The 22033-nt window shown below is 69.5% G+C and carries 20 protein-coding genes; 17 read left to right on the top strand and 3 right to left on the bottom strand.

The genetic code is table 11. The features are described from left to right. Positions 1-8 precede the first annotated feature (8 nt). From KZC51_RS15035 to KZC51_RS14995, 9 genes are read left to right on the top strand one after another with little or no spacing between them, the layout of a single operon-like run. Complete coding sequence (locus KZC51_RS15035) at positions 9-1121, top strand: Gfo/Idh/MocA family protein (RefSeq protein WP_247630841.1); 1113 nt, start codon at positions 9-11, stop codon at positions 1119-1121. A gap of 16 nt (positions 1122-1137) precedes the next feature. Beyond that, positions 1138-2622 (top strand): GMC oxidoreductase, encoded by a 1485-nt coding sequence (locus KZC51_RS15030; protein ID WP_247630840.1) that lies wholly within the window; start codon positions 1138-1140, stop codon positions 2620-2622. Positions 2623-2661: 39 nt separating this feature from the next. Continuing rightward, positions 2662-3972 carry a sugar ABC transporter substrate-binding protein gene (locus tag KZC51_RS15025; protein ID WP_247630839.1) on the top strand — a complete coding sequence of 437 codons (1311 nt, stop codon included), beginning with the start codon at positions 2662-2664 and terminating at the stop codon, positions 3970-3972. An 8-nt stretch (positions 3973-3980) separates the two neighbouring features. Further along, positions 3981-4937: a carbohydrate ABC transporter permease gene (locus KZC51_RS15020; RefSeq protein ID WP_247630838.1), complete on the top strand. Its 957-nt coding sequence runs from the start codon at positions 3981-3983 to the stop codon at positions 4935-4937. Beyond that, positions 4934-5761, top strand: coding sequence for a carbohydrate ABC transporter permease (locus KZC51_RS15015; RefSeq protein WP_247630837.1), 828 nt, complete (start codon positions 4934-4936; stop codon positions 5759-5761). The genes KZC51_RS15020 and KZC51_RS15015 overlap by 4 nt, the downstream gene beginning before the upstream one ends. 17 nt (positions 5762-5778) lie before the next feature. Then, positions 5779-6726: a sugar phosphate isomerase/epimerase family protein gene (locus KZC51_RS15010; protein WP_247630836.1), complete on the top strand. Its 948-nt coding sequence runs from the start codon at positions 5779-5781 to the stop codon at positions 6724-6726. A gap of 34 nt (positions 6727-6760) precedes the next feature. Beyond that, complete coding sequence (locus tag KZC51_RS15005; RefSeq protein ID WP_247630835.1) at positions 6761-7723, top strand: sugar phosphate isomerase/epimerase family protein; 963 nt, start codon at positions 6761-6763, stop codon at positions 7721-7723. Next, positions 7720-8730, top strand: a complete 1011-nt coding sequence (locus KZC51_RS15000; RefSeq protein WP_247630834.1) for a sugar phosphate isomerase/epimerase family protein — start codon at positions 7720-7722, stop codon at positions 8728-8730. Before KZC51_RS15005 ends, KZC51_RS15000 begins: the two co-directional genes overlap by 4 nt. Before the next feature lie 6 nt (positions 8731-8736). Next, positions 8737-9978, top strand: coding sequence for an MFS transporter (locus KZC51_RS14995; RefSeq protein WP_247630833.1), 1242 nt, complete (start codon positions 8737-8739; stop codon positions 9976-9978). Here KZC51_RS14995 and KZC51_RS14990 read toward each other — a convergent pair. Both KZC51_RS14990 and KZC51_RS14985 read right to left on the bottom strand, forming a co-directional pair. Continuing rightward, on the bottom strand, positions 9975-10943 hold the full coding sequence (locus KZC51_RS14990) for an NYN domain-containing protein (RefSeq protein ID WP_247630832.1): 969 nt from the start codon (positions 10941-10943) through the stop codon (positions 9975-9977). The two genes, KZC51_RS14995 and KZC51_RS14990, sit on opposite strands and share 4 nt — an antisense overlap. Continuing rightward, on the bottom strand, positions 10936-11943 hold the full coding sequence (locus tag KZC51_RS14985; protein WP_247630831.1) for a Gfo/Idh/MocA family protein: 1008 nt from the start codon (positions 11941-11943) through the stop codon (positions 10936-10938). Before KZC51_RS14985 ends, KZC51_RS14990 begins: the two co-directional genes overlap by 8 nt. 106 nt (positions 11944-12049) lie before the next feature. Between KZC51_RS14985 and KZC51_RS14980 the strand changes: the two genes are divergently transcribed. From KZC51_RS14980 to KZC51_RS14945, 8 genes are all read left to right on the top strand, one after another. Continuing rightward, positions 12050-13435 (top strand): NtaA/DmoA family FMN-dependent monooxygenase, encoded by a 1386-nt coding sequence (locus KZC51_RS14980; RefSeq protein WP_247630830.1) that lies wholly within the window; start codon positions 12050-12052, stop codon positions 13433-13435. A gap of 155 nt (positions 13436-13590) precedes the next feature. Continuing rightward, entirely contained in the window at positions 13591-15225 is a 1635-nt protein-coding gene (locus KZC51_RS14975) for a TIGR04028 family ABC transporter substrate-binding protein (RefSeq protein WP_247630829.1), read from the top strand. 16 nt (positions 15226-15241) lie between these two features. Further along, positions 15242-16228 (top strand): ABC transporter permease, encoded by a 987-nt coding sequence (locus KZC51_RS14970; protein WP_247630828.1) that lies wholly within the window; start codon positions 15242-15244, stop codon positions 16226-16228. Further along, entirely contained in the window at positions 16225-17118 is an 894-nt protein-coding gene (locus KZC51_RS14965) for an ABC transporter permease (RefSeq protein ID WP_247630827.1), read from the top strand. The genes KZC51_RS14970 and KZC51_RS14965 overlap by 4 nt, the downstream gene beginning before the upstream one ends. Then, complete coding sequence (locus KZC51_RS14960; protein ID WP_247630826.1) at positions 17115-18743, top strand: dipeptide ABC transporter ATP-binding protein; 1629 nt, start codon at positions 17115-17117, stop codon at positions 18741-18743. Before KZC51_RS14965 ends, KZC51_RS14960 begins: the two co-directional genes overlap by 4 nt. Next, positions 18740-19762 carry a putative FMN-dependent luciferase-like monooxygenase gene (locus KZC51_RS14955; protein WP_247630825.1) on the top strand — a complete coding sequence of 341 codons (1023 nt, stop codon included), beginning with the start codon at positions 18740-18742 and terminating at the stop codon, positions 19760-19762. Before KZC51_RS14960 ends, KZC51_RS14955 begins: the two co-directional genes overlap by 4 nt. Next, the gene (locus tag KZC51_RS14950; RefSeq protein WP_247630824.1) at positions 19759-20397 is read left to right on the top strand and encodes a CMD domain protein; all 639 of its coding nucleotides are present in this window, start codon (positions 19759-19761) and stop codon (positions 20395-20397) included. The genes KZC51_RS14955 and KZC51_RS14950 overlap by 4 nt, the downstream gene beginning before the upstream one ends. Then, the gene (locus KZC51_RS14945) at positions 20394-21002 is read left to right on the top strand and encodes an alkylhydroperoxidase domain protein (RefSeq protein WP_247630823.1); all 609 of its coding nucleotides are present in this window, start codon (positions 20394-20396) and stop codon (positions 21000-21002) included. The genes KZC51_RS14950 and KZC51_RS14945 overlap by 4 nt, the downstream gene beginning before the upstream one ends. A 26-nt stretch (positions 21003-21028) precedes the next feature. Here the strand turns inward: KZC51_RS14945 and KZC51_RS14940 are convergent, their stop codons facing one another. Further along, positions 21029-21973, bottom strand: a complete 945-nt coding sequence (locus tag KZC51_RS14940; protein ID WP_247630822.1) for a quinone oxidoreductase family protein — start codon at positions 21971-21973, stop codon at positions 21029-21031. Positions 21974-22033: the final 60 nt, after the last annotated feature.

Raw genomic sequence — 22033 nt, 5'->3', positions numbered from 1 at the left:
TCATCGGCATGACAACGGACGTCACTGACACCGGGGTCGGAACGATCCGATCCGGCTTCCTCGGCGGAGGATTCATGGCCCAGGTGCACAGCCGCGCAGCACGCGCGGCTGGTGCCATCACGGCCGTCCTCGCCAGCTCCACTCCCGACCGCGCCGCACAGGCAGCACGGGAACTCGGCATCGATCGCGCAGCGCGCGACATCGACGAGCTCCTCAGCGGCGAGGCCGACATCGTGCACGTCTGCACCCCGAACGCCACGCACACCGCACTCGCCCTGCGCGTGATCGATGCCGGCAAGCACGTGATCTGCGAGAAGCCCCTCGCCACGACCCTCGCCGAGGCGCGGGCGCTCGCCGCCGCCGCCGCCGAGCGGGGAGTCGTGGCCGCCGTGCCGTTCGTCTACCGCTATCACCCGATGGTCCGCGAGGCGCGGGCCCGCGTCGCCGCCGGCGAGATCGGCGCGCTGCTCACGGTCGACTGCGGGTACCTGCAGGACTGGATGCTGCTGCCCGAAGACGACGACTGGCGCGCGACCTCGGCCGAAGGAGGTCCTTCGCGGGCGTTCGCCGACATCGGATCGCACCTGTGCGACCTGCTCGAGTTCGTCGCCGGCGAGCGCATCATCCGCCTCGCCGCCCGCACCCGGAGGGTGTACGACGAGCGCGGCGGCCACACCGTGACCAACGAGGATGCGGTGTCGATCCTGGTGGAGATGCAGTCGGGCGCCATCGGCACGCTGCTCATCTCGCAGATGGCGGCCGGTCGCAAGAACGCCCTCACGCTCGAGCTGCACGGCGCCCGGTCCAGCATCCGCTTCGACCAGGAGCGTCCGGAGGAGCTGTGGATCGGCAACCGGGCCGGCAACCTGCAGCTGTTCCGCGACCCGGCGCTCGCCCATGAGGGCGTCGCCCGGTTCTCGCGGGTTCCCGCCGGTCACGGGCAGGGCTACCAGGACGCGTTCAACGGCTTCGTCGCCGACGCCTATGCGGCCATCGCCGGTGCGACCCCCGACGGCCTGCCCACGTTCGTCGACGGCGTCCGCGCCGCGCAGCTCACCGAGGCCGTGCTGGTCGCGGCGCGCGAAGAGCGCTGGGTCGACGTCACCCCCGACCAGGTTTGAGCGAGAAGGAATCGACATGACAGACAACTACGACCTGATCATCGTGGGATCCGGACCCAACGGAGCCGTGATCGCCGCCCAGGTGCACGCACAGAACCCCGAGGCATCGATCCTCGTGCTCGAAGCAGGGCGCGAGATCACCCAGGTGCCGGGGGAGCATCTCGTCGAAGCAGACGAGAGCGCGCTGAACGCCTCCTACGAGGACCTCATGCGCCGCGCACGCCAGATCGAGTACGTCAAGGGTGCCGTCTCGATGAACGAGATCGAAGGCGACGCCTGGCAGGCCGACGTGCCAGGCGTCTTCCCCGCGGCGTTCTTCGGTCACAACTTCGCGGCCTTCCCCGGCGCCTCCGTGGCGTGGAACATCGGGGGCATGGGCGTGCACTGGACGGCGGCCACCCCGTGGCCGTACGCCGAGGAGATCCCCGAGTTCCTGCCGCGTGCGGAGTGGGACGCCGACCTCGAGACCGCGCGCGGACTCCTGCGCACCTCGGTCGGACCGCTCGTGGACAACCCGTTCACGGAGCCGATCTTCGCGGCCATCCGCGAGGCCGTCCCGAGCCCCGACCCTGCGCGCGAATTCGGCTACATGCCGATGGCGGGTGTCGCGCACAGCGACCGTCCGTTCGCTCGGACCGGTCCCCGCGACATCGCGCCGTTCCTCTTCGACGGCAGTGCGCCGAACGTGACCCTCCGCACCGGGGTCTTCGTGACACGGCTGGAGAACGACGGCACCCGGGTCACCGGACTCGTCGCGAAGGACGTCGAGACCGGCGCCGAGCTGGCGTACCACGGTGCCCAGATCCTGGTCGCCGCCGACGCGCTGCGCACCCCGCAGCTGCTGTGGGCATCCGGCATCCGTCCCGCCGCTCTCGGCGTGCGCCTGAACGAGCACGCCTCGATCGACGGCGATGTCGAGATCGACGCCGCTCGCCTCGGTCTCGCCGATGCCGAGGTCCCGGTCCCTCCGGCCGGCGAGCCGTTCATCGGCTCCTACTGGAGCCCGTCGATCGGTGCTGCGCGCCCTGCGCACGGGCAGCTCATGGAGCGCGAGTTGGACGGTCGGCATGTGCTCGGCGTCGGCTGGTACTGCGCGACCGAGATCCGCCCGGAGAACAGGATCGAGTTCTCCGACGAGCTCACCGACCAGCTCGGCATGCCGCACATGACCGTGCACTTCTCGTACTCGGAGAACGACCTGGCCGAGATCCGCCGCACGATGGACGTGCAGCGGGCAGCGGCGAACGCGATCGGCACCTTCCAGGACGCCGAGTCCGAGGTGCTCCCCGCCGGAGCATCGCTGCACTACACCGGCACGGTCCGGATGGGCCCGGTCGACGACGGCACGAGCGTCGTCGACACCGACGGCCGCGTCTGGGGCTTCGACAACCTGTTCCTCGCCGGCAACGGCGTGGTTCCCACCGCGTTGACATGCAACGCGACGCTCACGGGAGCGACCCTCTCCGTGCGTATCGCGCGCGCCGTCACCGCCGCACTCTGACCTGCACTACCCGAAGAACACCACTAGGAGATGATCGCGATGCACACATACCCTTCCTCGCGACGCCGGGCGACGATGCTCGGAATCGCGCTTGTCGCGTCCAGCGCACTGCTGCTGACCGGCTGCGGACGCGGCGACGATGCCCCGGCCGCGGGAGGCGACTCGACCACGGTCGACGACAAGCCCGCCACCGGAACGCTCGAGATCTGGACGCAGGGCGCCGACGGCGCCGAGCTTCCCCAGATGTTCGAGAAGTTCAAGGCCGACAACCCCGACGTCGAGATCAACATGACGCAGATCCCCGAGGCCGAGTTCGCGTCGAAGATGACCGCGGCGATCACGGCGGGCACCGTCCCCGACCTCATCTACTCGTTCACCGAGACGCAGTCCTCGCTCATCGCGACCGGCGGATTCGACCCGGTGCCGGACGGACTGGTGGACAAGGACGACTTCTTCGAGGTCATCTGGGACAACTCGGTCTACGACGACGTGGCCTACGGTGTGCCCTGGTACGCGTACTCCGACATGGTGATCTACCGCACCGACCTCGCAGAGGCCGCAGGAGCAGAGGCCCCGAAGGACTGGGACGGGCTGCGCACCTTCGGTGAGAAGCTCAAGGAGTCCGGCGTCGAGTACCCGCTGGCGCTGTACGCCGCCTACGACTCGTACACCGCGCGTCAGCTGCTGACCTTCGCGGCGCAGAACGGCGGCTCCTTCATCTCCGACGACCTCTCGGAGTGGACGATCAACTCGCCCGAGAACGTCGAGGCGCTGGAGTACTGGTCCGGACTCATCAAGGACGGCCTGGCCTCGCCGGATGGCCCCGCCTTCCTCGACACCGTCTCCTGGTCCACCACCGGCAAGAACGCCGCGATCATCGACGGCGGTCCCTGGTTCGTCGGCTGGTTCGACGACGCCAACGGTGAGGGTTGGGCGGACGAGCACCTGTCGCTGTCGACCATGCCGGTCGGCCCCGAGGGCGATGCGGCCACCACGGTCGGCGGCGGCAGCTGGTTCGTGCCGACCGACTCCGAGAACAAGGATGCCGCGTGGAAGTTCGCGCGTTTCATGTCGGAGCCTGCGAGCCAGGTCGAATGGTTCCAGATCTTCAAGAACATGCCGGCTGTGAAGTCCGCATGGGAAGACCCCGCTCTCGCTGACGACCGCCTGCTCGCGACGGTCGAAGCCGGTCTCGAGACCGGTATCACGCTGCCGAAGGTCTCCACCTGGAGCCAGGTGGGCACGGTCATCGGTGAGCAGATGGAGAAGGTCGTCCGCGGCGGACTCTCCGCGCAGGACGCGCTCGACGCGGCACAGCAGCAGGCCGAGTCGATCGGGATGGGCAACTGACACCTGCCATGTCCACCACAGCGACTCGCACCATGGTCACCTCCGGGGCGTCTACCCGACGACGCCCCGGAGGCACCAGGAGGATGCGCGAGGGCAGCAAGGCGGAGACCACCACGGCGTGGCTCTTCCTCTCGCCGTTCCTCGCCCTCTTCCTGCTCTTCACGGGGATCCCCGCCATCCTGGCCATCGGTGCCAGCCTGACCGACATGACCGCGCGGGACATCCGCGATCCGCTGGGAGTCAACTTCACGGGCTTCGACGGCTTCGCGAAGGTCATCACGAACCCCGGCTTCCAGAGCGCGTTCTTCAACACCATCATGTTCGTGGTGCTGTGCGTGCCGATCAGCATGGCGCTCGGCCTCGCGCTGGCCCTCATGCTCAACAACGGCATCCGCCGTCTCAAGACCTTCTTCCGTGCGGCGGTCTACGTACCCGTCATCACCAACATCGTGGCGGCGGCCGTGATCTGGCAGTACGCCTTCTCGATCACCGGCCCGGTCAACTCCTCGCTGGGAGATCTCGGCCTCCCCGAGCCGAACTGGCTCGGCGAGCCGGGGTGGGCCATCACCACGGTCGTGCTCATGGGCGTCTGGCGCACTACGGGAACCTGCATGATCCTGTTCCTCGCGGGTCTGCAGGCCGTGCCGGAGGAGATCTACGAGGCGGCGGCGACGGACGGTGCCGGCACCTGGCGCCGGCTCTGGTCGATCACGCTTCCGCTGCTGCGCCCGACGACGCTGCTGATCACCGTGCTGATGACGGTGTCGTTCCTGAACATCTTCGAGGAGCCGTACCTGCTGACCAAGGGCGGGCCGCTCGGCTCCACCAAATCGATCGCGGTCTGGGTCTACGAGCAGTTCGGATTCGGGAACGTGTCGGCCTCGATGGCCGGATCCGTCCTTCTCCTCCTGCTCGTCGGCATCGTCGCGATCGTCCAGTTCCGAATGCTGAGGCCGAAACATTGAAGACTCTGTCTCCGACGCGTCAGGCGCTGAACTACACAGCCCTCATCGTCGTCACCGTGTTCATGCTCCTTCCCTTCGTCTGGGTGTTCTTCGGATCCTTCAAGACACAGTCCGAGTTCCTCGGCAACCCCGGCGCGTGGTTCCCCGAGTCGTTCCAGATCGACAACTACATCCAGCTCTTCGCCGACCGCGAGTTCGGCAGCTACATGATGAACAGCTTCGTGGTCTCCGGCGTCGCGATCGTGGGCAACGTGCTCTTCAGCGCGATGGCCGGCTACGCCCTGGCGAAGCTGCGCTTCCGGGGGAAGAACGTCGTCTTCCCGCTGGTGATCGTGTCGATGATCGTGCCGTACGTGGCGCTGTTCGTGCCGCAGTTCGTCGTGGTCGTGCAGATGGGACTGGTGAACTCGCTCGTCGCGATCATCCTGCCCGTGCTGATCCTCCCGCTGTGCGTGTTCATCATGCGCCAGTTCGCACACGGGGTGCCGTTCGAGCTCATGGAGGCCGCGCGCCTGGACGGCGCGGGGGAGGGGCGACTGTTCTTCCGGATCTTCCTCCCGCTCACCGGTCCTGGACTCGCGACGGTCGCGATCCTGTCGTTCCTCACCTCGTGGAACAACTTCCTCTGGCCCCTCGTCGTGGCCCAGTCGCAGGACACCTACACGGCTCCGGTCGGACTGTCCGTGGCCTCCCAGGCATCCAACACGATCTCCTTCGGACTGCTGCTCGCCGGCGCCGTCGTCGTGCTGCTGCCGATCCTCATCCTCTTCCTCTTCCTCCAGAAGTACTTCATCCAGGGTGTCGCCACCGCGGGGCTGAAGTAGAACCGAACGGAATCGCCATGCAGATGAAAGACCTGAAGTTCGCGCTCAACGCGATCCAGTGGATCAACGTCAAGGAGGACCCGACCGATCTCAGCAGCGCGAGCCTGTGGCGCTTCGCCGATCCCTCGTTCGTCGCCGAGTACCCGCAGGTGCTGGCGGAGATCCGGGATGCCGGCTTCTCAGCCACGATGCTCGAGGTGCTCGACACGCAGACGCTGCAGAACTATGCCGCGATGGTCGAGGCGTCGGGCCTGGCGCTCGCTCCGGGCTACGTGCAGGTGCCGCTCGCGAGTGACCACGGCGGACGGCTGGAGCACGGCACGTTCGAACGCATCCACTGGTTCGACGCGGTGCGCCGGAAGGCGGAGGAATCCGCCTACTTCGGACTCGACACGATCTTCCTCGCGGCAGAGGTCGACCAGACGGCGATCCGCTGGCAGAAGCCGGCCATCGGCGCCGACTTCTCGCAGGAACGGCTCGACGAGCTGACGGACCTGATCGATGAGGCCGTCGACGTGCTCAACGCCGAGGGCGTGCGCCCCGGTCTGCACAACCACGTGGGGACCTGGATCGAGACCGAGCACGAATACGAGCACGTGCTGAACAGCATCGACGCCTCGCGCCTGGGAGCGTCCTTCGACATCGGTCACCTGGAGTGGGCGGGCATCGACGCGAAGCAGGCCATCGCGAAGTGGGCGGATCGCGTGCAGGACCTGCACGTGAAGGACCTGAACCTGGACCTGGCGCGACGCAGCCGTGACGAGGGGCTCAGCTACGAGCGGGCGACCGACCTGGGCCTGTACCTCGAGCCGGGTCTCGGCCAGGTCGACATCGTCGACACGCTCTCGGTGCTCCCCGACGACTTCGGCGGGTGGATCATCATCGAGGTGGACAGGGCGAGCATGGATCCGGTGGCCAGCGCGAAGCACACCGCCGCCTGGGTCGCCGACGTCACCGGTTCCTGACACGACCCGGTTCCTGAAAGGACGGAGAACAGCGATGGCGCTGACACAGGATCATTTCTCGCTCAACACGCTGCAGTGGATCACGGTCTCGCTCGGCGAGTCCACGGGGGAGCCGGGGAGCGTGGGATGGGAGTTCGACCTGTCGACCTTCCTGCCCAAGCAGCCCGTCATCCTCGGACAGGTGGCCGAGGCCGGATACTCCTCGGTCATGCTGGAGGTGCTGCCGACGCAGACACTGCAGAGCTACGCCCGGGTGGTGGCGGACTCGGGGCTGAGGCTGTCACCGGGCTACGTGCACATCGGGCTCCCCGAGGAGTTCGACCGCGACCACGCGGGCGACACCGAGGCGCACTTCCGCTGGTTCGACGCGATCCGCCGCCGGGCCGAGGAGACGACGTTCATGGGGCTCGACCGGGTGTTCCTTGCCGCCGACATGGCACCGGGACGCCCGCGCATCGACGAGGCCGCGGCGATCGGCCACGCCTTCGACCGGGCTCGGCTGGACCGGGTCGCGAACATCATCGGTGAAGCCGCCGAGGTGCTCGCGGCCGAGGGCGTGACGGCGGCGCTGCACAACCACGTCGGCACCTGGGTGGAGACCGAGGAGGAGTACGAGTACGTGCTCGATGCGATCTCACCGAGCCTGCTCGCAGCGGGACCGGACATCGGACACCTGGCCTGGACCGGCGCGGATGTCGTGGCGTGGGTCGCCGCGCACGCCGACCGCATCTCCGACCTGCACGTGAAGGACATGGACCTGTCGATCGCCGCCGAGGCGCGGGCGACGCGCACGCCGTACTTCGATGTGATGAGCCGGCGCTTCTTCCTCGAGCCCGGCCTGGGGGACGTGCCGATCGTCGACGCGCTCGCCGGGTTGCCGGACGACTTCGACGGTGCTGTGATCATCGAAGTGGACAAGCCCAGCATGGAGCCGTTCGCCAGCGCGAAGACGAGCTGGGCGTGGATCGCCGAGAACTACCCGGAGGCTGCACGATGACCAGCACGCATCCCGTCACCCTGTTCACGGGGCAGTGGGCCGATCTGCCCTTCGAGGATGTGGCCCGGCTCGCGAGCGAGTGGGGCTACGACGGTCTCGAGGTCGCCGCGTCCGGTGACCACCTCGACCTCCGGCGCGCGGACGAGGACGACGCCTATCTGGCATCACGCAAGGAGATCCTCGACCGTCATGGTCTGAAGATCTTCGCCATCTCGAACCATCTCGCCGGTCAAGCCGTGTGCGATGCGCCGATCGACTTCCGTCACCAGGCGATCCTGCGCGACTACGTGTGGGGCGACGGCGATGCCGAGGGCGTGCGGAAGCGCGCCGCGGAGGATATGACGCGTGCGGCCCGGGTGGCACGCAAGCTCGACATCGACACGGTCGTGGGGTTCACGGGGTCGTCGATCTGGCCGTACGTGGCCATGTTCCCGCCCGTGCCCGCATCGGTCATCGAGGGCGGTTTCGAGGATTTCGCCGCCCGCTGGAACCCGATCCTCGACGTGTTCGACGGCGAGGGCGTGCGCTTCGCCCACGAGGTGCACCCCGGCGAGATCGCCTACGACTACTGGTCGTCGGTGCGCGCGCTGGAGGCGATCGATCACCGCGGGGCCTTCGGGTTCAACTGGGACCCCTCGCACATGATGTGGCAGAACATCGATCCGGTCGGATTCATCGTCGACTTCGCCGACCGGATCTACCACGTGGACTGCAAGGACACCCGGATGCGTCCGCAGAACGGCCGCGCCGGCGTGCTCGGCTCGCACCTGCCGTGGGGCGACCCGCGGCGCGGCTGGGACTTCGTGTCGACAGGTCACGGAGACGTGCCATGGGAGGACTCCTTCCGTGCTCTCGATGCGATCGGCTACACCGGCCCGATCTCGATCGAGTGGGAGGACGCCGGCATGGACCGGTTGCACGGTGCCGCAGAAGCCGTCGGATTCGTGCGATCGCTGCTGTGGCCGAAGCCCACGGCGTCGTTCGATGCCGCGTTCAGCAACCAGTAGGCAGGGGTGTTCTGGGAGCACCTGCGAGACCGCTTCACGCGCGAGGCGCTGACCCGCTCGTTCCAGGCGCTGCGCATCCGCGACTACCGCCGCTGGAGTATCGCGCAGCTGCTGTCTGGCACCGGGGGCGCGGCGTCGCAGATCGCGATGGCCTGGCTCGTGATCGAGCTCGGCGGCGACGGCCTCGCGCTGGGAGCGGTGACGGCGTGCATGATGCTGCCGACGCTGATCCTCGGTCCGTTCATCGGTGGTCTCGTCGACCGATACTCGCGTCGGTCGGTGCTGCTCGTCACCGCGGTCGCGCAGATGCTCGTCGCCGGCGCGCTGGCGGCGCTCACTTTCGGCGGAGTGCTCGAGATCTGGATGCTCGCCGCGCTCTCGCTCGCGCACGGGGTGGCTTTCGCCGCCGACAATCCCGCGCGCCAGCTCCTGGTGATGGACATCGTCGGTCGTGAGCGGATGACGAGTGCCGTGAGCATGAACGAGGTGATCATCAACGGATCCCGAGTGCTGGGCCCCGCGATCGCCGGCATCCTGCTGGTGGTGTCGGACGCGGCCTGGTGCTTCGTGGTGAACACTCTCGTGTTCATCCCGTCGATCGTCGTGCTGTTGTCCCTCCGGCTGCGCCCGGTCGTGCCCGACGACGACGCTCTCGATGCGGCCCCCGCGCTCCGAGCGCCGGGCGCATGGCGCTTCGCGGTCGGGACACCGGCGATCCGCAGCACCCTGCTGCTCGCCGTGTGCGCGGCCGCCTGTTACAACATCGCCGTGGTGATCCCGCTCATCGTCGTCGATGTGTTCGACGGCGGGGGAGGCACCTACGGTGCGCTCGCCGTGGCGTTCGGGCTCGGTGCCCTGCCCGGCGCATTCTTCTCGGCCACCGGACCGACGATGCCTCGCAGCTCCGAGGTGCGTGGCATGGCGGCGGCGATGGCGGCGGCCGTCGTCTTCTCCGCCGTCTCCTGGTCGTTGCCGATGCTGTTCGTCGGGCTGGCCGCGGTCGGCGCGGTCGTGATGTGGTTCATCGCCAGGGCGAACGCGTACGTCATGTTGACCACTCCGGCACCGATCCGCGGACGGATCATGGGCCTGTGGGCGATGGCGCTGCCGGGATCGACCGTCGTGACGGGGCTGCTGGTGGGCTCCCTGGCCGAGGCGACCGACCCTCGCCTGGCCTATGCCGCCGTCGGAATCGTCACGGCGCTGACGGTCGCGGCGTGCTGGCGGGCACTGCGCTCGACCGACTAGTGGTCGCGCAGGCGCACGAGTCGTTCGTGCCCTGTCTCCTCGAGCTCTGCCATGTCGTCGCGGGACTTCAGGAAGTCCGAGAAGGAGCGGTAGCCGAGGGCCTTCTCGCTGAACGACGGGTCCATGCGGCGCATGTGCGTCTTCACGGCCGAGCTGTGCAGCCACTCGTCGGCATCACCCTTGTCGTGCCCCAGTCGCAGGGCGCGTTCCAGGAGCTGCGTGGCCTCGCCCTGCTCGTCGAGCTTGGGCGGTGCGGCCTCTGCGGGTGCGGGCTTCGCCTTCGCGCGTGAGCGGCTCTTGGCCTTCGGGGCCTCGGTCGCGGTCTCGGCGGGCGCGGTCGCGGCCTCGACGGGCGCGTCGACGACGGGCGTCGCGACGGTCGCCGGGACCTTGACCGGACGCACGACGCCGGAGAGGGAGTCGTACGCCTCGAACTCGTCGCACGCGGCGGCGAGGGACTTGGCGGTGGAGCCCGCGACGCCCACGCCGATCACGTAGCGGCCGAGGCGCTTGCAGCGCTGCGCGAGCGGCACATAGTCGCTGTCGCCGGCGACGATCACCACGTGGGTGAGGTCGGGGAGGCGGAACATGTCTTCCACGGCATCCACGGCCAGCCGGATGTCGGCGCCGTTCTTGGCGTACGCGGCGGCGGGGAACAGCTGTACGAGGTCGACGGCGCGGGCCACCAGCTGGGACCGGTAGACGGCGTTCACCGGCGACGACCAGTCCGCATAGGCGCGGGTGAGCACGAGGGTGCCGAAGGAGGCGGCGTAGTCGATGATCGCGCCGACCTCGATCATCGCCTGGCTCAGGCGCTCGGCTACCTCGGGGTCGCCCGGCTGCTCCGAGATGCGCTGGCGGTCCTTGGCATACGCGTTGCGCCCGTGCACCCGGTCGTACCAGGAGATGACGATGTTGTCGAAGTCCAGATAGACCGCGACGCGGGAGTCGGTGGGCTCAGCCATTGTCTGCGTCCTCTCCGGGGTAGCGCACGCCGATCTGGCGGCGGATCTCGTCGAGAGTGCCCATGATGGCGACGCTCTCGGCGATCGGGAGGATGTCGCCCTCGAGGAGGCCGTCGCGCACGAGGCGTTCGGCGGCGAGCGCTTCGTACTGCATGCCGCGTCCAGCCGCGTCGGAAGCGGGGCGGCCGTCGAACTCCTCGATCACCTCGCCCTGTGGATCGATCACCCGCACGACGGAGGGCGACCACCAGTACCGTTCGATCTCGATGCGCGCCTCGGTGCCGAGGATGATGGCCGTGTTGGGACCGGCCGCACGCGACGACGACAGGCTCGTGGAGACCGCACCGCCCTCGTGGGTCATGACCGTGGCGACCTCGGCGTCCGCGCCGGTCTCGATCAGGCGTGCGACGCTGTGCACCGTGGTGGGGGCGCCGAGGATGTCCCAGATGAACGACAGCGGGTAGATCGCCAGGTCGAGCAGTGCGCCGCCGCCGAGTTCGAGCGCGTTGAGGCGGTGCGTCGGGTCGGAGGGGAGCAGCTGCGTGTGGTCGGCGCTGACCGCGCGGATCTCGCCGAGCGTGCCGGCGGCGATGATCTCGCGGACGCGCACCATGTGCGGCAGGTATCGGGTCCACATCGCCTCGGTCACGAGCAGGCCGCGTTCGGCTGCGAGACGCTGCAGGTCCTCGGCCTCGCCGTGGTTCAGGGTGAAGGCCTTCTCGACCAGCACGTGCTTGCCGTGCTCGAGCGCCAGGCGCGCGTTCGCGTGGTGCATCGGATGCGGCGTCGAGACGTAGATGATGTCGACGTCGGGATCGGCCACGAGCGCCTCGTAGGACGGATGCGCGTGCGGGATGTCGAAGCGGGCCGCGAAGGCGTCCGCCGACTCCTGGGATCGTGAACCGACCGCCACGAGATCGAGTCCTGCGGTGCGCAGGTCGGATGCGAAGGCGCCGGCGATGCCGCCGGTCGCGAGGATGCCCCAACGAAGACCAGTCATCTCTTCAGCGTAGAGGGTGCGCCCTGTGTGTCGGACTGTTGCGCTGTATGACCTGCGACTTCGGCCTCCTGGCCCCGCGCATTGCCGCGGTTCTACCGTGTCGGGCATGACAGAACCCCTCATCGTCGGCGCCATGGTGCGCACCCTCGGCGCGTACCCCTCCGGCTGGCGGCAGGACGGGGCGCACCGCGATCCCGCCGGCGACGCCGACATCCTGCGCCGGGTCGCGCAGGCGGGGGAGGACGCGGGGTTGGACTACCTGTTCTTCGGGGACTGGCTGGCGACGGGACCCGATCTCGAGTTCCGCGATCCCTATCTGCTCGCGCGCATCGATCCGGTGAGCGCCGTGCTCTTCCTCGCCGGGATCACCTCGCGCATCGGCCTCATCGCGACGGTCAACACCACCTACGCCGACCCGTACACGACGGCGCGCTCGCTCGCGTCGCTCGACGTGCTCACCCGGGGGCGTGCGGGCGTGAATCTGGTCACCGGCGCGGAGCCGCGCGCCGCAGGCAACCACGGCCGTGACGCCCACGCCGACAACGAGAACCGCTACGACCGCGCGGAGGAGTTCGTCACGGCGCTGCGCCGGCTGTGGGACTCGTGGAGTGAGGACGCCTGGATCGCGGATGCCGCCCGCGGCGTGCTGATCGATCCCGACGGGCTGCGTCCCGCAGCCCTCCAGGGCACTCACCTCGGCGTCGCAGGGCCGCTCAACGTCGCGCGGCCCCCGCAGGGGCAGATCCCGATCGTGCACGCCGGCACGTCGGCGCGGTCTCGGGCGCTGGCGGCGACCGAGGCGGATCTCGCGCTGATCGCGGCGCCGACGCTCGTCGATGCGATCGAGGTGCGTCGGCTCCTGCGGACGACCGCTGCGGCTGCCGGTCGCGCCCCCGACGCACTGAAGGTCATCGCGCCCGTGCTGCCCGTCGTCGCCGACACCGATGCCGACGCGCATCGCATCGTCGAGCGCCTGCTCGCCCTCGTACCGCTCGCCGAGGGGCATCAGCGAGGCCGTACCGCCTTCCCCGCGAACCGCACGATCGCCGCCCTTGCGGATGCGCTCGAGGTCGCGCCGGATGAACCGCTGCGCGCCGCCGCCTTCGACGATGAGGTCACCGCGGAGCAGGCCGCTCGGCTGGGAGCGACCGGAGCCGCCCTGGTCGAACGGCTGGCGCGGATCGCGGGACTGGGCGTGGGGACGCGTCATCCGCTCACCTGGCGCCACCTCGTCGCCGCGCACGCGGTGCCGGCCGCCTTCGTCGTCGGCGGGGCGGCGACCATCGCCGACCATTTCGAGACGTGGCGTGACGAGGGCGGCGCAGACGGATTCAACGTGCTGTCGGCGTTCCAGCCGGCGCAGTTCGAGGCCTTCACCCGTCTCGCGGCCCCGGAACTGCGCCGCCGAGGGCTGCTCGGTCGCGACGGGGAGAACCTGCGCGAACGGCTCGGCGTCGCCGCTCAGCCGGCGCTGCAGACGGCGCACGCATGACGCCGCATGACGTCCGGAGTCGTCCGATGACGGGCGGCGTCTGCCCGTGACACTCCGGTCGCGCCACCCTCACCCCACTCCCTAGCGTGATCCACACCCCGCACATCCACCGTGCACTTCCATCTCTGCATCCCACCCCTCCATGAGGCCCCCGCATGAACCGCCGCATTGTCCGCGCCGCAGCCGTCGCCCTCCCGCTCGTGATGGCGGCGAGCCTCGCTGCCTGCGCCACCTCTCCCGCACCGGCGAACGCCCCGGCAGAGGCCGGCGACCCGATCACGGGTGGCACACTCACCTACCTCGAGCACCAGGCGTACACGAACCTCTACCCGCCGCAGGCCGGCTTCTACCCGAACGGCGGTGTGGTCAACAACATCGCCGCACGTCTCACGTGGCAGAACCCGGAGTCGCTCGAGATCGAACCGTGGATCGCCGCGGACTGGACCGTGAACGACGACGCGACCGAGTACACCTTCAACCTGAAGTCGGATGTGACCTTCTCCGACGGCACTCCGCTCGATGCGGAGGCCGTGAAGAAGAACTTCGACACCTACGGCCTGGGCGACGCCGAGCGGGGTCTCACGATCTCCGAGGCGATCAACAACTACGCCAGCAGCGAGGTCATCGACGACGACACCGTGACGTTCCACTTCACGGCGCCGTCTCCCGGCTTCCTGCAGGCGACGTCGACCATCAACTCCGGGCTGCTCTCGCCCGAGACGCTCGACGGCACGATCGAGGACTTCGGCGCCGGCAACGCCGAGGAGATCATCGGCTCCGGTCCCTTCACCGTCACCGACGAGAAGCTGGGCACCGAGTACACGCTGACGGCGCGGGAGGACTATGACTGGGCGCCGGAGAGCGCGACCAACCAGGGACGTCCGTACGTCGACGCCGTGCACGTGCTGGTCACCCCGGAGGACTCGGTGCGCATCGGATCGCTGCTCGCCGGTCAGGCCGACTACGTCCGCTACGTGCAGGCGTTCGACGAGGACCGCGTCGAGAGCGCCGGGTTCACCCTCTACGCCCCGCAGACCCGCGGAGTGAACAACTCGATCGCGCTCCGCCCGGAGAACCCGCTGCTCGGCGACATCCGTGTGCGGCAGGCGATCATCGCGGCCGTGAACGCGCAGGAGGTCGTCGACACCCTGTTCACCGAGAACTACCCGGTGGCCACATCGGTGCTGTCCTCGCAGGCGGTGGGATACAAGGACGAGTCGGAGCACTACGTCTACGACCCCGACAAGGCGGCCGCGCTGCTCGACGAGGCCGGATGGGTTCCCGGATCCGACGGCATCCGCGAGAAGGACGGGGAGCGCCTGTCGATCACGGTCTACGAGGCCAAGCCGCAGCCGCTGTCGAAGCAGACGCTCGAACTCGTCGCCCAGCAGCTGGCCAAGGTCGGCGTCGAGCTGAACGTCAAGCCCGGTGACGCCGGAAGCGCCGCAGAGGACACCCGCGATCCGCTGAAGACCGGTTTCTACCACTCGATGGTCGGCCGTGCAGACCTCGATGTGATCAAGAGCCAGTACTTCACAAAGAACCGCGACGTGCTGATCTCGCAGGACGCGAAGCTCGACGAGCTGCTCCTCGCCGTGGCCTCCGAGCCCGACGCGGACAAGCGCATCGCGGCCTCTCAGGCCGTGCAGGACTACATCGCCGAGCAGGCGTACGTGATCCCGCTGTTCGAGGAGCCGCAGGTCTACGGCGCCGCCACCTACGTGCAGGGCGTCGCCTTCGAGTCGGTGGGTCGTCCGACCTTCTCCGGCGTCTGGCTCGCCGAGCACTGATGCACGGGGATCACCGATGAGTTTCGTCCTCCGACGAGCCGGGCAGGCCGCGATCGTGCTGATCGCGGCCTTCACGGCCACCTTCTTCCTGCTCCAGCTGCTGCCGGGCGATGCGATCCTGATCAAGTTCGCGGATCCCAGCCTCGGCCTGTCGCCCGAGCAGCTCGACAGCATCCGCGCCACCTATGGCGCCGACCTGCCCTGGTGGGAGCAGTACCTGCACGCCGGGCTCGGCTTCCTGGCCGGCGACTTCGGGTACTCGACGCAGTTCGGCACCCCCGTGCTGGCGATGCTGGCAGAGGCGCTGCCGGCCACGCTGCTGCTCGCCTCGCTCGGACTGGCCGTCGCGCTCCTGTTCGCGATCCTCATCGCCGGGCTCTCCTCTCTCGCCCCGTTCGCGTGGCTGCGCGACGGTCTGCGGCAGGTGCCGGGCCTGTTCGTCGCCGTGCCGGTGTTCTGGCTCGGCATCCTGCTGATCCAGGTGTTCTCGTTCGGACTCGGCTGGGTGCCGATCGTCGGAGCCGACCCGGTGAGCGGCCTGATCCTGCCGGTGCTGACGCTCGCGGTGCCGATCTCCGCACCGCTCGCCCAGGTGCTGGTGCGCGCGATCGACCAGGTGCAGGCGCAGCCGTTCATCACGGTCGTGCGCGCCAAGGGAGCGCCTCCGCTCTGGGTGCTCACTCGGTCAGTGGCCCGCAATGCGACCCTGCCCACTCTGACCATCGCCGGCGTGCTGTTCGGCGAGCTCGTGGGCGGAGCCGTCGTGACCGAGACGGTGTTCGGGCGCACCGGCATCGGACGCCTCACCGAGCAGGCCGTGTCGAACCAGGACATCCCGGTGCTCCAGGGCGTCGTCCTGCTCTCGGCGCTCGGCTTCGTGCTGATCAGCTTCGCGGTCGACCTCGTCACACCGCTCATCGACCCTCGGCAGCGCCGCGTCACCCGCGTGTCGACCTCCGCCATCACTGCGAACACGACGACCTTCCAGGAGGTGTCGGCATGACCGTCCCCGTTCTCACCCCGCGTCCGACAGCGGACGGTCCGGTTCTCGTGCCGGACGCACCGGCACCGGAGATCCCGCGGAAGGTCCGCCGGCTGCGCGGGCGCTCCTGGGGGCTGTATCTCGCGGTCGCGGTCGTCTCCCTCGCCGTGCTCTGGGCGCTCATCCCCGGGGTCTTCGCCCCCGGTGACCCGCTGACCGGCACGCCGGCAGACAAACTCCTCCCGCCCAGTGCGGCGCACTGGTTCGGCACCGACACGCTCGGCCGTGATCTGTTCGGCCGGGTCGTGCACGGCGCGGTGCACTCGCTCTCCGGCGCGCTCATCGCCGTCACCGTCGGACTCGCGCTCGGCACGCTGCTCGGGGCGATCGCGGGTGCGCTGGGCGGGGTCGTCGACGACGTGCTGATGCGGATCGTGGATGTACTGCTGGCCATTCCCGGCCTGCTGCTCGCGCTCTCGGTGATCATCCTGCTCGGCTTCGGCACCGTGAATGCGGCGATCGCCGTGGGTTTGGGCAGTATCGCGGCCTTCGCCCGACTCATGCGCGCCGAGGTCGCGCGGGTGCGCAGAACCGAGTACGTCGAAGCCGCCTACGGCAGCGGTGCCACGTTCTTCACGGTGCTGCGCCGCCATGTGCTCCCGAATTCGCTCACCCCGATCGTCGCGCTCGCCGCCCTGCAGTTCGGCACCGCGATCCTGGCGATCTCGACACTCGGCTTCCTCGGCTACGGTGCCCCGCCCCCCACCCCGGAGTGGGGTCTGCTGATCGCGGACGGCCGCAACTACATCGGGACCGCCTGGTGGCTGACCGCGCTGCCCGGGCTCGTGGTGGTGGTGGTCGTGCTGAGCGCGAACCGCATCAGCCACCGCATCGGAAGGAGCGCACGATGAGTGTTCTCGCCGTCGAAGGCCTGCGGGTCTCGTACGCCACCCGTGCCGGGCGACGCGATGTCGTGCATGGCGTCTCGTTCGAGATCGGCGAGGGGGAGACCCTTGCCCTCGTGGGGGAGTCGGGTTCGGGCAAGTCCACCACTGCCCACGCGCTGCTCGGGCTGCTCCCCGCCGGCGGACGCGTCGAAGGGGGGAGTGTGCGCCTCGGGGAACTGGAGATCGCGGGATGGACGGACCGCGCACTGCGCAGCATCCGCGGCCCCGAGATCGGCCTGGTGCCGCAGGATCCGACCACCTCGCTCGATCCGGTGCGCTCGATCGGTGCGCAGGTCGAGGAGATCCTCCGGCTGCACGGACACCGCGACCGTCGCTCCCGGCGTGCGCGGACGATCGAGCTGCTCGACCGCGTCGGCATCGACGACCCCGACCTGCGCGCACGGCAGTATCCGCACGAGCTGTCAGGCGGCATGCGGCAGCGCGTGCTGATCGCCACCGCGATCGCTCTGCGTCCGCGACTCCTGATCGCCGATGAGCCGACCAGCGCCCTGGACGCGACCGTGCAACGCCGCGTGCTCGACCTGCTCGACGAACTGCGCCAGGAGGAGGGCACGAGCATCCTGCTGGTGACCCACGACCTGGGCGTCGCCGCCGACCGCGCGCAGCGCCTGGTCGTGCTCAAGGACGGTCGCATCGTCGAACAGGGCGCGAACGCGGAGGTCCTGGCCGCGCCCGGCGATGTCTACACGCGGCAGCTGCTCGCCGACGCGCCGGCGTTCACGACCGGTTTCCGTCGTCCGGAAGCGCCCCCGTTCCTGCGGGACGCGGCCGCGGTCGCCGCCGAGAACCCCTACGCGATCGTGGCCGAGGACCTGGTCAAGGAATTCGCGGTCGCCGGGCGCGAGCGCTTCCGTGCGGTGGACGACGTGTCGTTCCGCGTGCGCAGAGGCACCACGCACGCACTGGTAGGGGAGTCCGGGTCGGGCAAGACGACCACGGCACGCCTCGTGACGCGGTTCCACCGGCCGGATGCCGGGTCGATCCAGATCGACGACGACGATGTGACCAGCGCGTCGGGAAAGCAGTTGCGCGCACTGCGCCGCCGCATCCAGCTCGTCTATCAGAACCCCTTCGCCTCGCTCGATCCGCGCCAGCAGATCGTCGACATCGTCGCCGAACCGCTGCAGAACTTCGGCGTGGGTTCGCGCAAGGAGCAGCAGCAGCGCGCTCTCGCCCTGATCGACCGGGTCTCGCTCCCGACGGACGTCGCACAGCGCACTCCACGCGAACTGTCGGGCGGTCAGCGCCAGCGCGTCGCGATCGCCCGCGCCCTCGCGATCGATCCCGAGATCGTGGTGCTCGACGAAGCCGTATCCGCGCTGGATGTGACGGTGCAGGCCCGCATCCTCGAGCTGCTCACCTCGCTGCAGGACGAGCTCGGACTCACCTACCTGTTCATCTCGCACGATCTCGCGGTCGTGCGGAGGATCAGCCACACGGTCTCGGTCATGCGCCGCGGCCGGATCGTCGAAGAAGGCGTCACGGAAGAGCTCTTCCACGCCCCGCAGCACGACTACACCAGGGAGCTGCTCGCCGCGGTTCCCGGACGAACGGAGGTCACCAGATGAGCGCACCGTCCATCGCATTCTTCACGCGGCTGCTCGACGATGCCGCACCCGCGGAGCGCTACGCTCTCGCGACCGCGCAGATCCAGCACGCCGAGCGCCACGGTGTCGGTCGTGCCTGGGTCGCGCAGCATCACTTCCACGCCGCGGAGGGCGGCCTCCCGTCGCCGCTGGTGTTCCTCGCCAATGTGGCGGCGCAGACCTCCCGCATCCGTCTGGGCACCGGGGTGATCACCCTGTCTCTCGAGGACCCGGTGCGCGTGGCGGAGGACGCGACGGTCGCCGATCTGCTGGCGGGCGGACGTCTGGATCTCGGCCTCGGCAGTGGGGGAACCCCCTCGTCGTTCTCGCCCTTCGGGGAGGACGTGCGCCACAAAGCCGTCACCTACGACCGCAAGCTCGGCGTGCTGCTCGACGCGCTGGGCGGACGCGACATCGGCGAAGGCAACGCGCTCTACCCCGACGCGTCCACGCTCGGCGAGCGCATCTGGCAGGCGACCTTCTCGGTACCGGGTGGTCATCGCGCCGGCGTGCACGGCCACGGACTGCTGCTCTCGCGCACGCAGCCGCGCCCGGCCGACGCGCTGCGTGCACCGCTCTCGGCGCTGCAGGACCCGATCATCGACGCGTACCTCGACGCCCTGCCCGACGGGGTCGCTCCGCGGATCACGGCCTCGCGCACGGTGTTCGTCGCCGACGATCGCGCCGAGGCGCTGCGCTACGCCGAGGTCGGACTGCGGCGAGCGGCCGAGGGCTTCCGGCGTCAGGGGCAGACCATCCCCGGCGACGACAGCATCGAGGAGCTCATCGCCGCACTCGACACGCATCTGGGCACGCCGGAGCAGGTCGCCGAGTCGCTCGCCGCTGATGCGACCCTCGATCGCGCGACCGAGGTCGCCTTCCAGGTGCACTCGGTGGATGCGCCGCACGAACAGGTGCTCCGCTCGATCGAGCTCTTCGCCGAACAGGTCGCCCCGGCCCTCGGCTACACCGTGAACCCCACACTCAAGGAGAAGGCATGACACACGACATCGTCGATCAGATCGCGGGGGTGACGCCGGAGCTCGAGGCCCTGCGCCGCCGCCGCCCCGTCACGAGGGAGCAGCTGCAGGCGAGCTTCGACGCGCTCTTCCACCCGGTCTCGGCGGCGCACGTCTCACAGGCGGAGCGCGAGCTGATCGCGGCCTTCGCGACGAGTCTCGCCGGGAGCGCCGATGAGACCGCCGCGTTCTACGCCGACCGGGCGCGACAGGCGGACCGGGAGCGGGCCGAGGTCGTGCTGGCCGAAGCATCCATCGCGGCGACGAGCGGACCGTTCGGCTCCTACACCGAACTCGGGCTGCAGGACGAGAACACCGAGGGTGAGCGGTACACGCCCACGGACGCCGTCACACAGGCACTCGGCGAGCGCCTGTCCGCAGCCCTCGCGCACACGCACCTGCTGGTGCTGCGTCCGCGAGAGGCCGCCGGCGCCGACCTCGGGCGGCTGCTCGATGCCGGGTGGTCGGCCGACGGGATCGTCACGCTCTCGCAGCTGGTGTCGTTCCTCGCCTTCCAGCAGCGCGTGATCACGGGTCTGCGCGCGCTCGCCGCGACGGGTCTCGCGGCTGCGACGACCTCCGCATCAGAGTCCGACGCCGAGGAGGAGGCCGCATGACCGCCGCAGAGACCGCGCTCCTGCACCAGGATGCCCCGCACCCGCACGCCTTCACCCGCGCCGAGGTCGGGTGGACGCCGCACCTGGCCCCGCTCGCCGAGGAGGAGCTGACCGAACGCCACTTCGACGGACTCGTCGACGCCGCGCGTGCGAAGAACGACTACTTCCGGCTGCTCGCCCGCGACCCCGAGGTGCTGAAGGCGCGCACGCTGGTCGACAAGGACATCTTCTACAACGTGGCCGAAGGGCTTCCGCGCGCCGACCGCGAGCTCGCGGCGACGGCGGCCTCGCGCCGCAACGGCTGTGTGTTCTGCGCCTCGGTGCACTCGCGCTTCGCGGCGCACTACAGCAAGCGTGTGGACGACATCGATCTGCTGCTCGACGAGGGCCCGGCCGCCGAGCTGGGGGACCGGTGGAACGCGATCGTCGCGGCCTCCGTCGCGCTCACCGACACCCCCACCGCGTTCGGGGAGGCCGAGATCGGGCGACTGCGTGCGGTGGGGTTGGACGACCTCGAGATCGCCGACGTCATCCACGGCGCGGCGTTCTTCAACTGGGCCAACCGGCTGATGCTCTCGATCGGTCGCCCGGTCGCCGCCGCCTGAACAGGCTGTGCCGCGAGCTGATCAGGTCAGGGGATCAGCACGATCTTGCCCGAGGCGGCGCCGGATTCCACGAGTTCGTGGGCCTGCGCCGCCTCGGCGAGAGGCAGTTCGGGGCCGAGCTCGATCGTGAAGTCGCCGGACGCGAGCAGGGCGATCGTCGCAGGCAGCGCCTCGGCGCGCCACGCGAGCTCTTCTGCGGTCAAGGGCTGCGGCGATCCGCCGGAGAAGGCGCGGATGCCGAACGAAGCGGCATCCGGACCCCGCACGATTGTCGCGATGCGGTCGCGGTCGGCGACGAGTGCCAGCGACGTCTCGATCGCCTCGTCCGTGCCCGCGCAGTCCAGCGCCACCGTGACGTCCTCAGGTGCCGCCTCGCGCACGCGCTCGAGCAGGCCGTCGCCGTAGGCGACCGGGATCGCCCCCAGCTCGCGCAGCTGGTCGTGGCGGGCGGGGCTGGCGGTCGCGATCACGGTCGCTCCCCACGCGACCGCGAACTGCACGGCTGCCTGCCCAACGGATCCGGAGCCGCCGTGCACGAGCAGCACGTCGCCCGTGGTCACCGCGAGCGAGCGCAGCGCCTGGTACGCGGTACCGGCCGGGATGCCGATACCGGCACCCTCAGCGGCGGTCACGGAATCGGGGAGGGACGCGAGGTTCGCGACCGGGACGAGCAGCAGGTCGGCGTACGTGCCGACGGTGTCGCGGATCGCCACGCGGTCTCCGACGGCGTAGCCGTCGATACCGGGGCCGATCGAATCGATCACGCCGGCGCCGTCGAAGCCGACAGGGCGGGGCTCGGTGATCGGCGGTGAGGGGCGCTTGCCCCCGCGGATCTTGGCATCGATCGGATTGACGCCCGCGGCCTCGATGCGCACCACGACCTCGCCGTCACCGGCAACGGGATCGGGCACCTCGCTGAGGTGCAGGACGTCGGGGGAGCCGATTTCTGTGTAGACGATCGCGCGAGCCATGCTGCCAGGCTACCTGCCGCCGGAGGCGGCGGTTCGTGGAACCGTGATAGCGGCAGTTGA

This window comes from Microbacterium croceum (genome assembly GCF_023091245.1).
GTDB classification, from domain to species: domain Bacteria; phylum Actinomycetota; class Actinomycetes; order Actinomycetales; family Microbacteriaceae; genus Microbacterium; species Microbacterium croceum.
The sequence above is the reverse complement of the archived record's forward strand: the minus strand, read 5'-3'. Positions and strand labels throughout refer to the sequence as shown.

What these genes read in the sequence shown, in the direction of transcription:
- KZC51_RS15000 (WP_247630834.1), top strand. Translation starts at nt 7,720, where the DNA reads ATGACCAGCACGCATCCCGTCACCCTGTTCACGGGGCAGTGGGCCGAT.
- KZC51_RS14990 (WP_247630832.1), bottom strand. Translation starts at nt 10,943, where the DNA reads ATGGCTGAGCCCACCGACTCCCGCGTCGCGGTCTATCTGGACTTCGAC.
- KZC51_RS14975 (WP_247630829.1), top strand. Translation starts at nt 13,591, where the DNA reads ATGAACCGCCGCATTGTCCGCGCCGCAGCCGTCGCCCTCCCGCTCGTG.
- KZC51_RS14940 (WP_247630822.1), bottom strand. Translation starts at nt 21,973, where the DNA reads ATGGCTCGCGCGATCGTCTACACAGAAATCGGCTCCCCCGACGTCCTG.
- KZC51_RS14960 (WP_247630826.1), top strand. Translation starts at nt 17,115, where the DNA reads ATGAGTGTTCTCGCCGTCGAAGGCCTGCGGGTCTCGTACGCCACCCGT.
- KZC51_RS14965 (WP_247630827.1), top strand. Translation starts at nt 16,225, where the DNA reads ATGACCGTCCCCGTTCTCACCCCGCGTCCGACAGCGGACGGTCCGGTT.
- KZC51_RS15005 (WP_247630835.1), top strand. Translation starts at nt 6,761, where the DNA reads ATGGCGCTGACACAGGATCATTTCTCGCTCAACACGCTGCAGTGGATC.
- KZC51_RS14985 (WP_247630831.1), bottom strand. Translation starts at nt 11,943, where the DNA reads ATGACTGGTCTTCGTTGGGGCATCCTCGCGACCGGCGGCATCGCCGGC.
- KZC51_RS14950 (WP_247630824.1), top strand. Translation starts at nt 19,759, where the DNA reads ATGACACACGACATCGTCGATCAGATCGCGGGGGTGACGCCGGAGCTC.
- KZC51_RS14955 (WP_247630825.1), top strand. Translation starts at nt 18,740, where the DNA reads ATGAGCGCACCGTCCATCGCATTCTTCACGCGGCTGCTCGACGATGCC.
- KZC51_RS15010 (WP_247630836.1), top strand. Translation starts at nt 5,779, where the DNA reads ATGCAGATGAAAGACCTGAAGTTCGCGCTCAACGCGATCCAGTGGATC.
- KZC51_RS14980 (WP_247630830.1), top strand. Translation starts at nt 12,050, where the DNA reads ATGACAGAACCCCTCATCGTCGGCGCCATGGTGCGCACCCTCGGCGCG.
- KZC51_RS15030 (WP_247630840.1), top strand. Translation starts at nt 1,138, where the DNA reads ATGACAGACAACTACGACCTGATCATCGTGGGATCCGGACCCAACGGA.
- KZC51_RS15020 (WP_247630838.1), top strand. Translation starts at nt 3,981, where the DNA reads ATGTCCACCACAGCGACTCGCACCATGGTCACCTCCGGGGCGTCTACC.
- KZC51_RS15035 (WP_247630841.1), top strand. Translation starts at nt 9, where the DNA reads ATGACAACGGACGTCACTGACACCGGGGTCGGAACGATCCGATCCGGC.
- KZC51_RS14970 (WP_247630828.1), top strand. Translation starts at nt 15,242, where the DNA reads ATGAGTTTCGTCCTCCGACGAGCCGGGCAGGCCGCGATCGTGCTGATC.
- KZC51_RS15025 (WP_247630839.1), top strand. Translation starts at nt 2,662, where the DNA reads ATGCACACATACCCTTCCTCGCGACGCCGGGCGACGATGCTCGGAATC.
- KZC51_RS14945 (WP_247630823.1), top strand. Translation starts at nt 20,394, where the DNA reads ATGACCGCCGCAGAGACCGCGCTCCTGCACCAGGATGCCCCGCACCCG.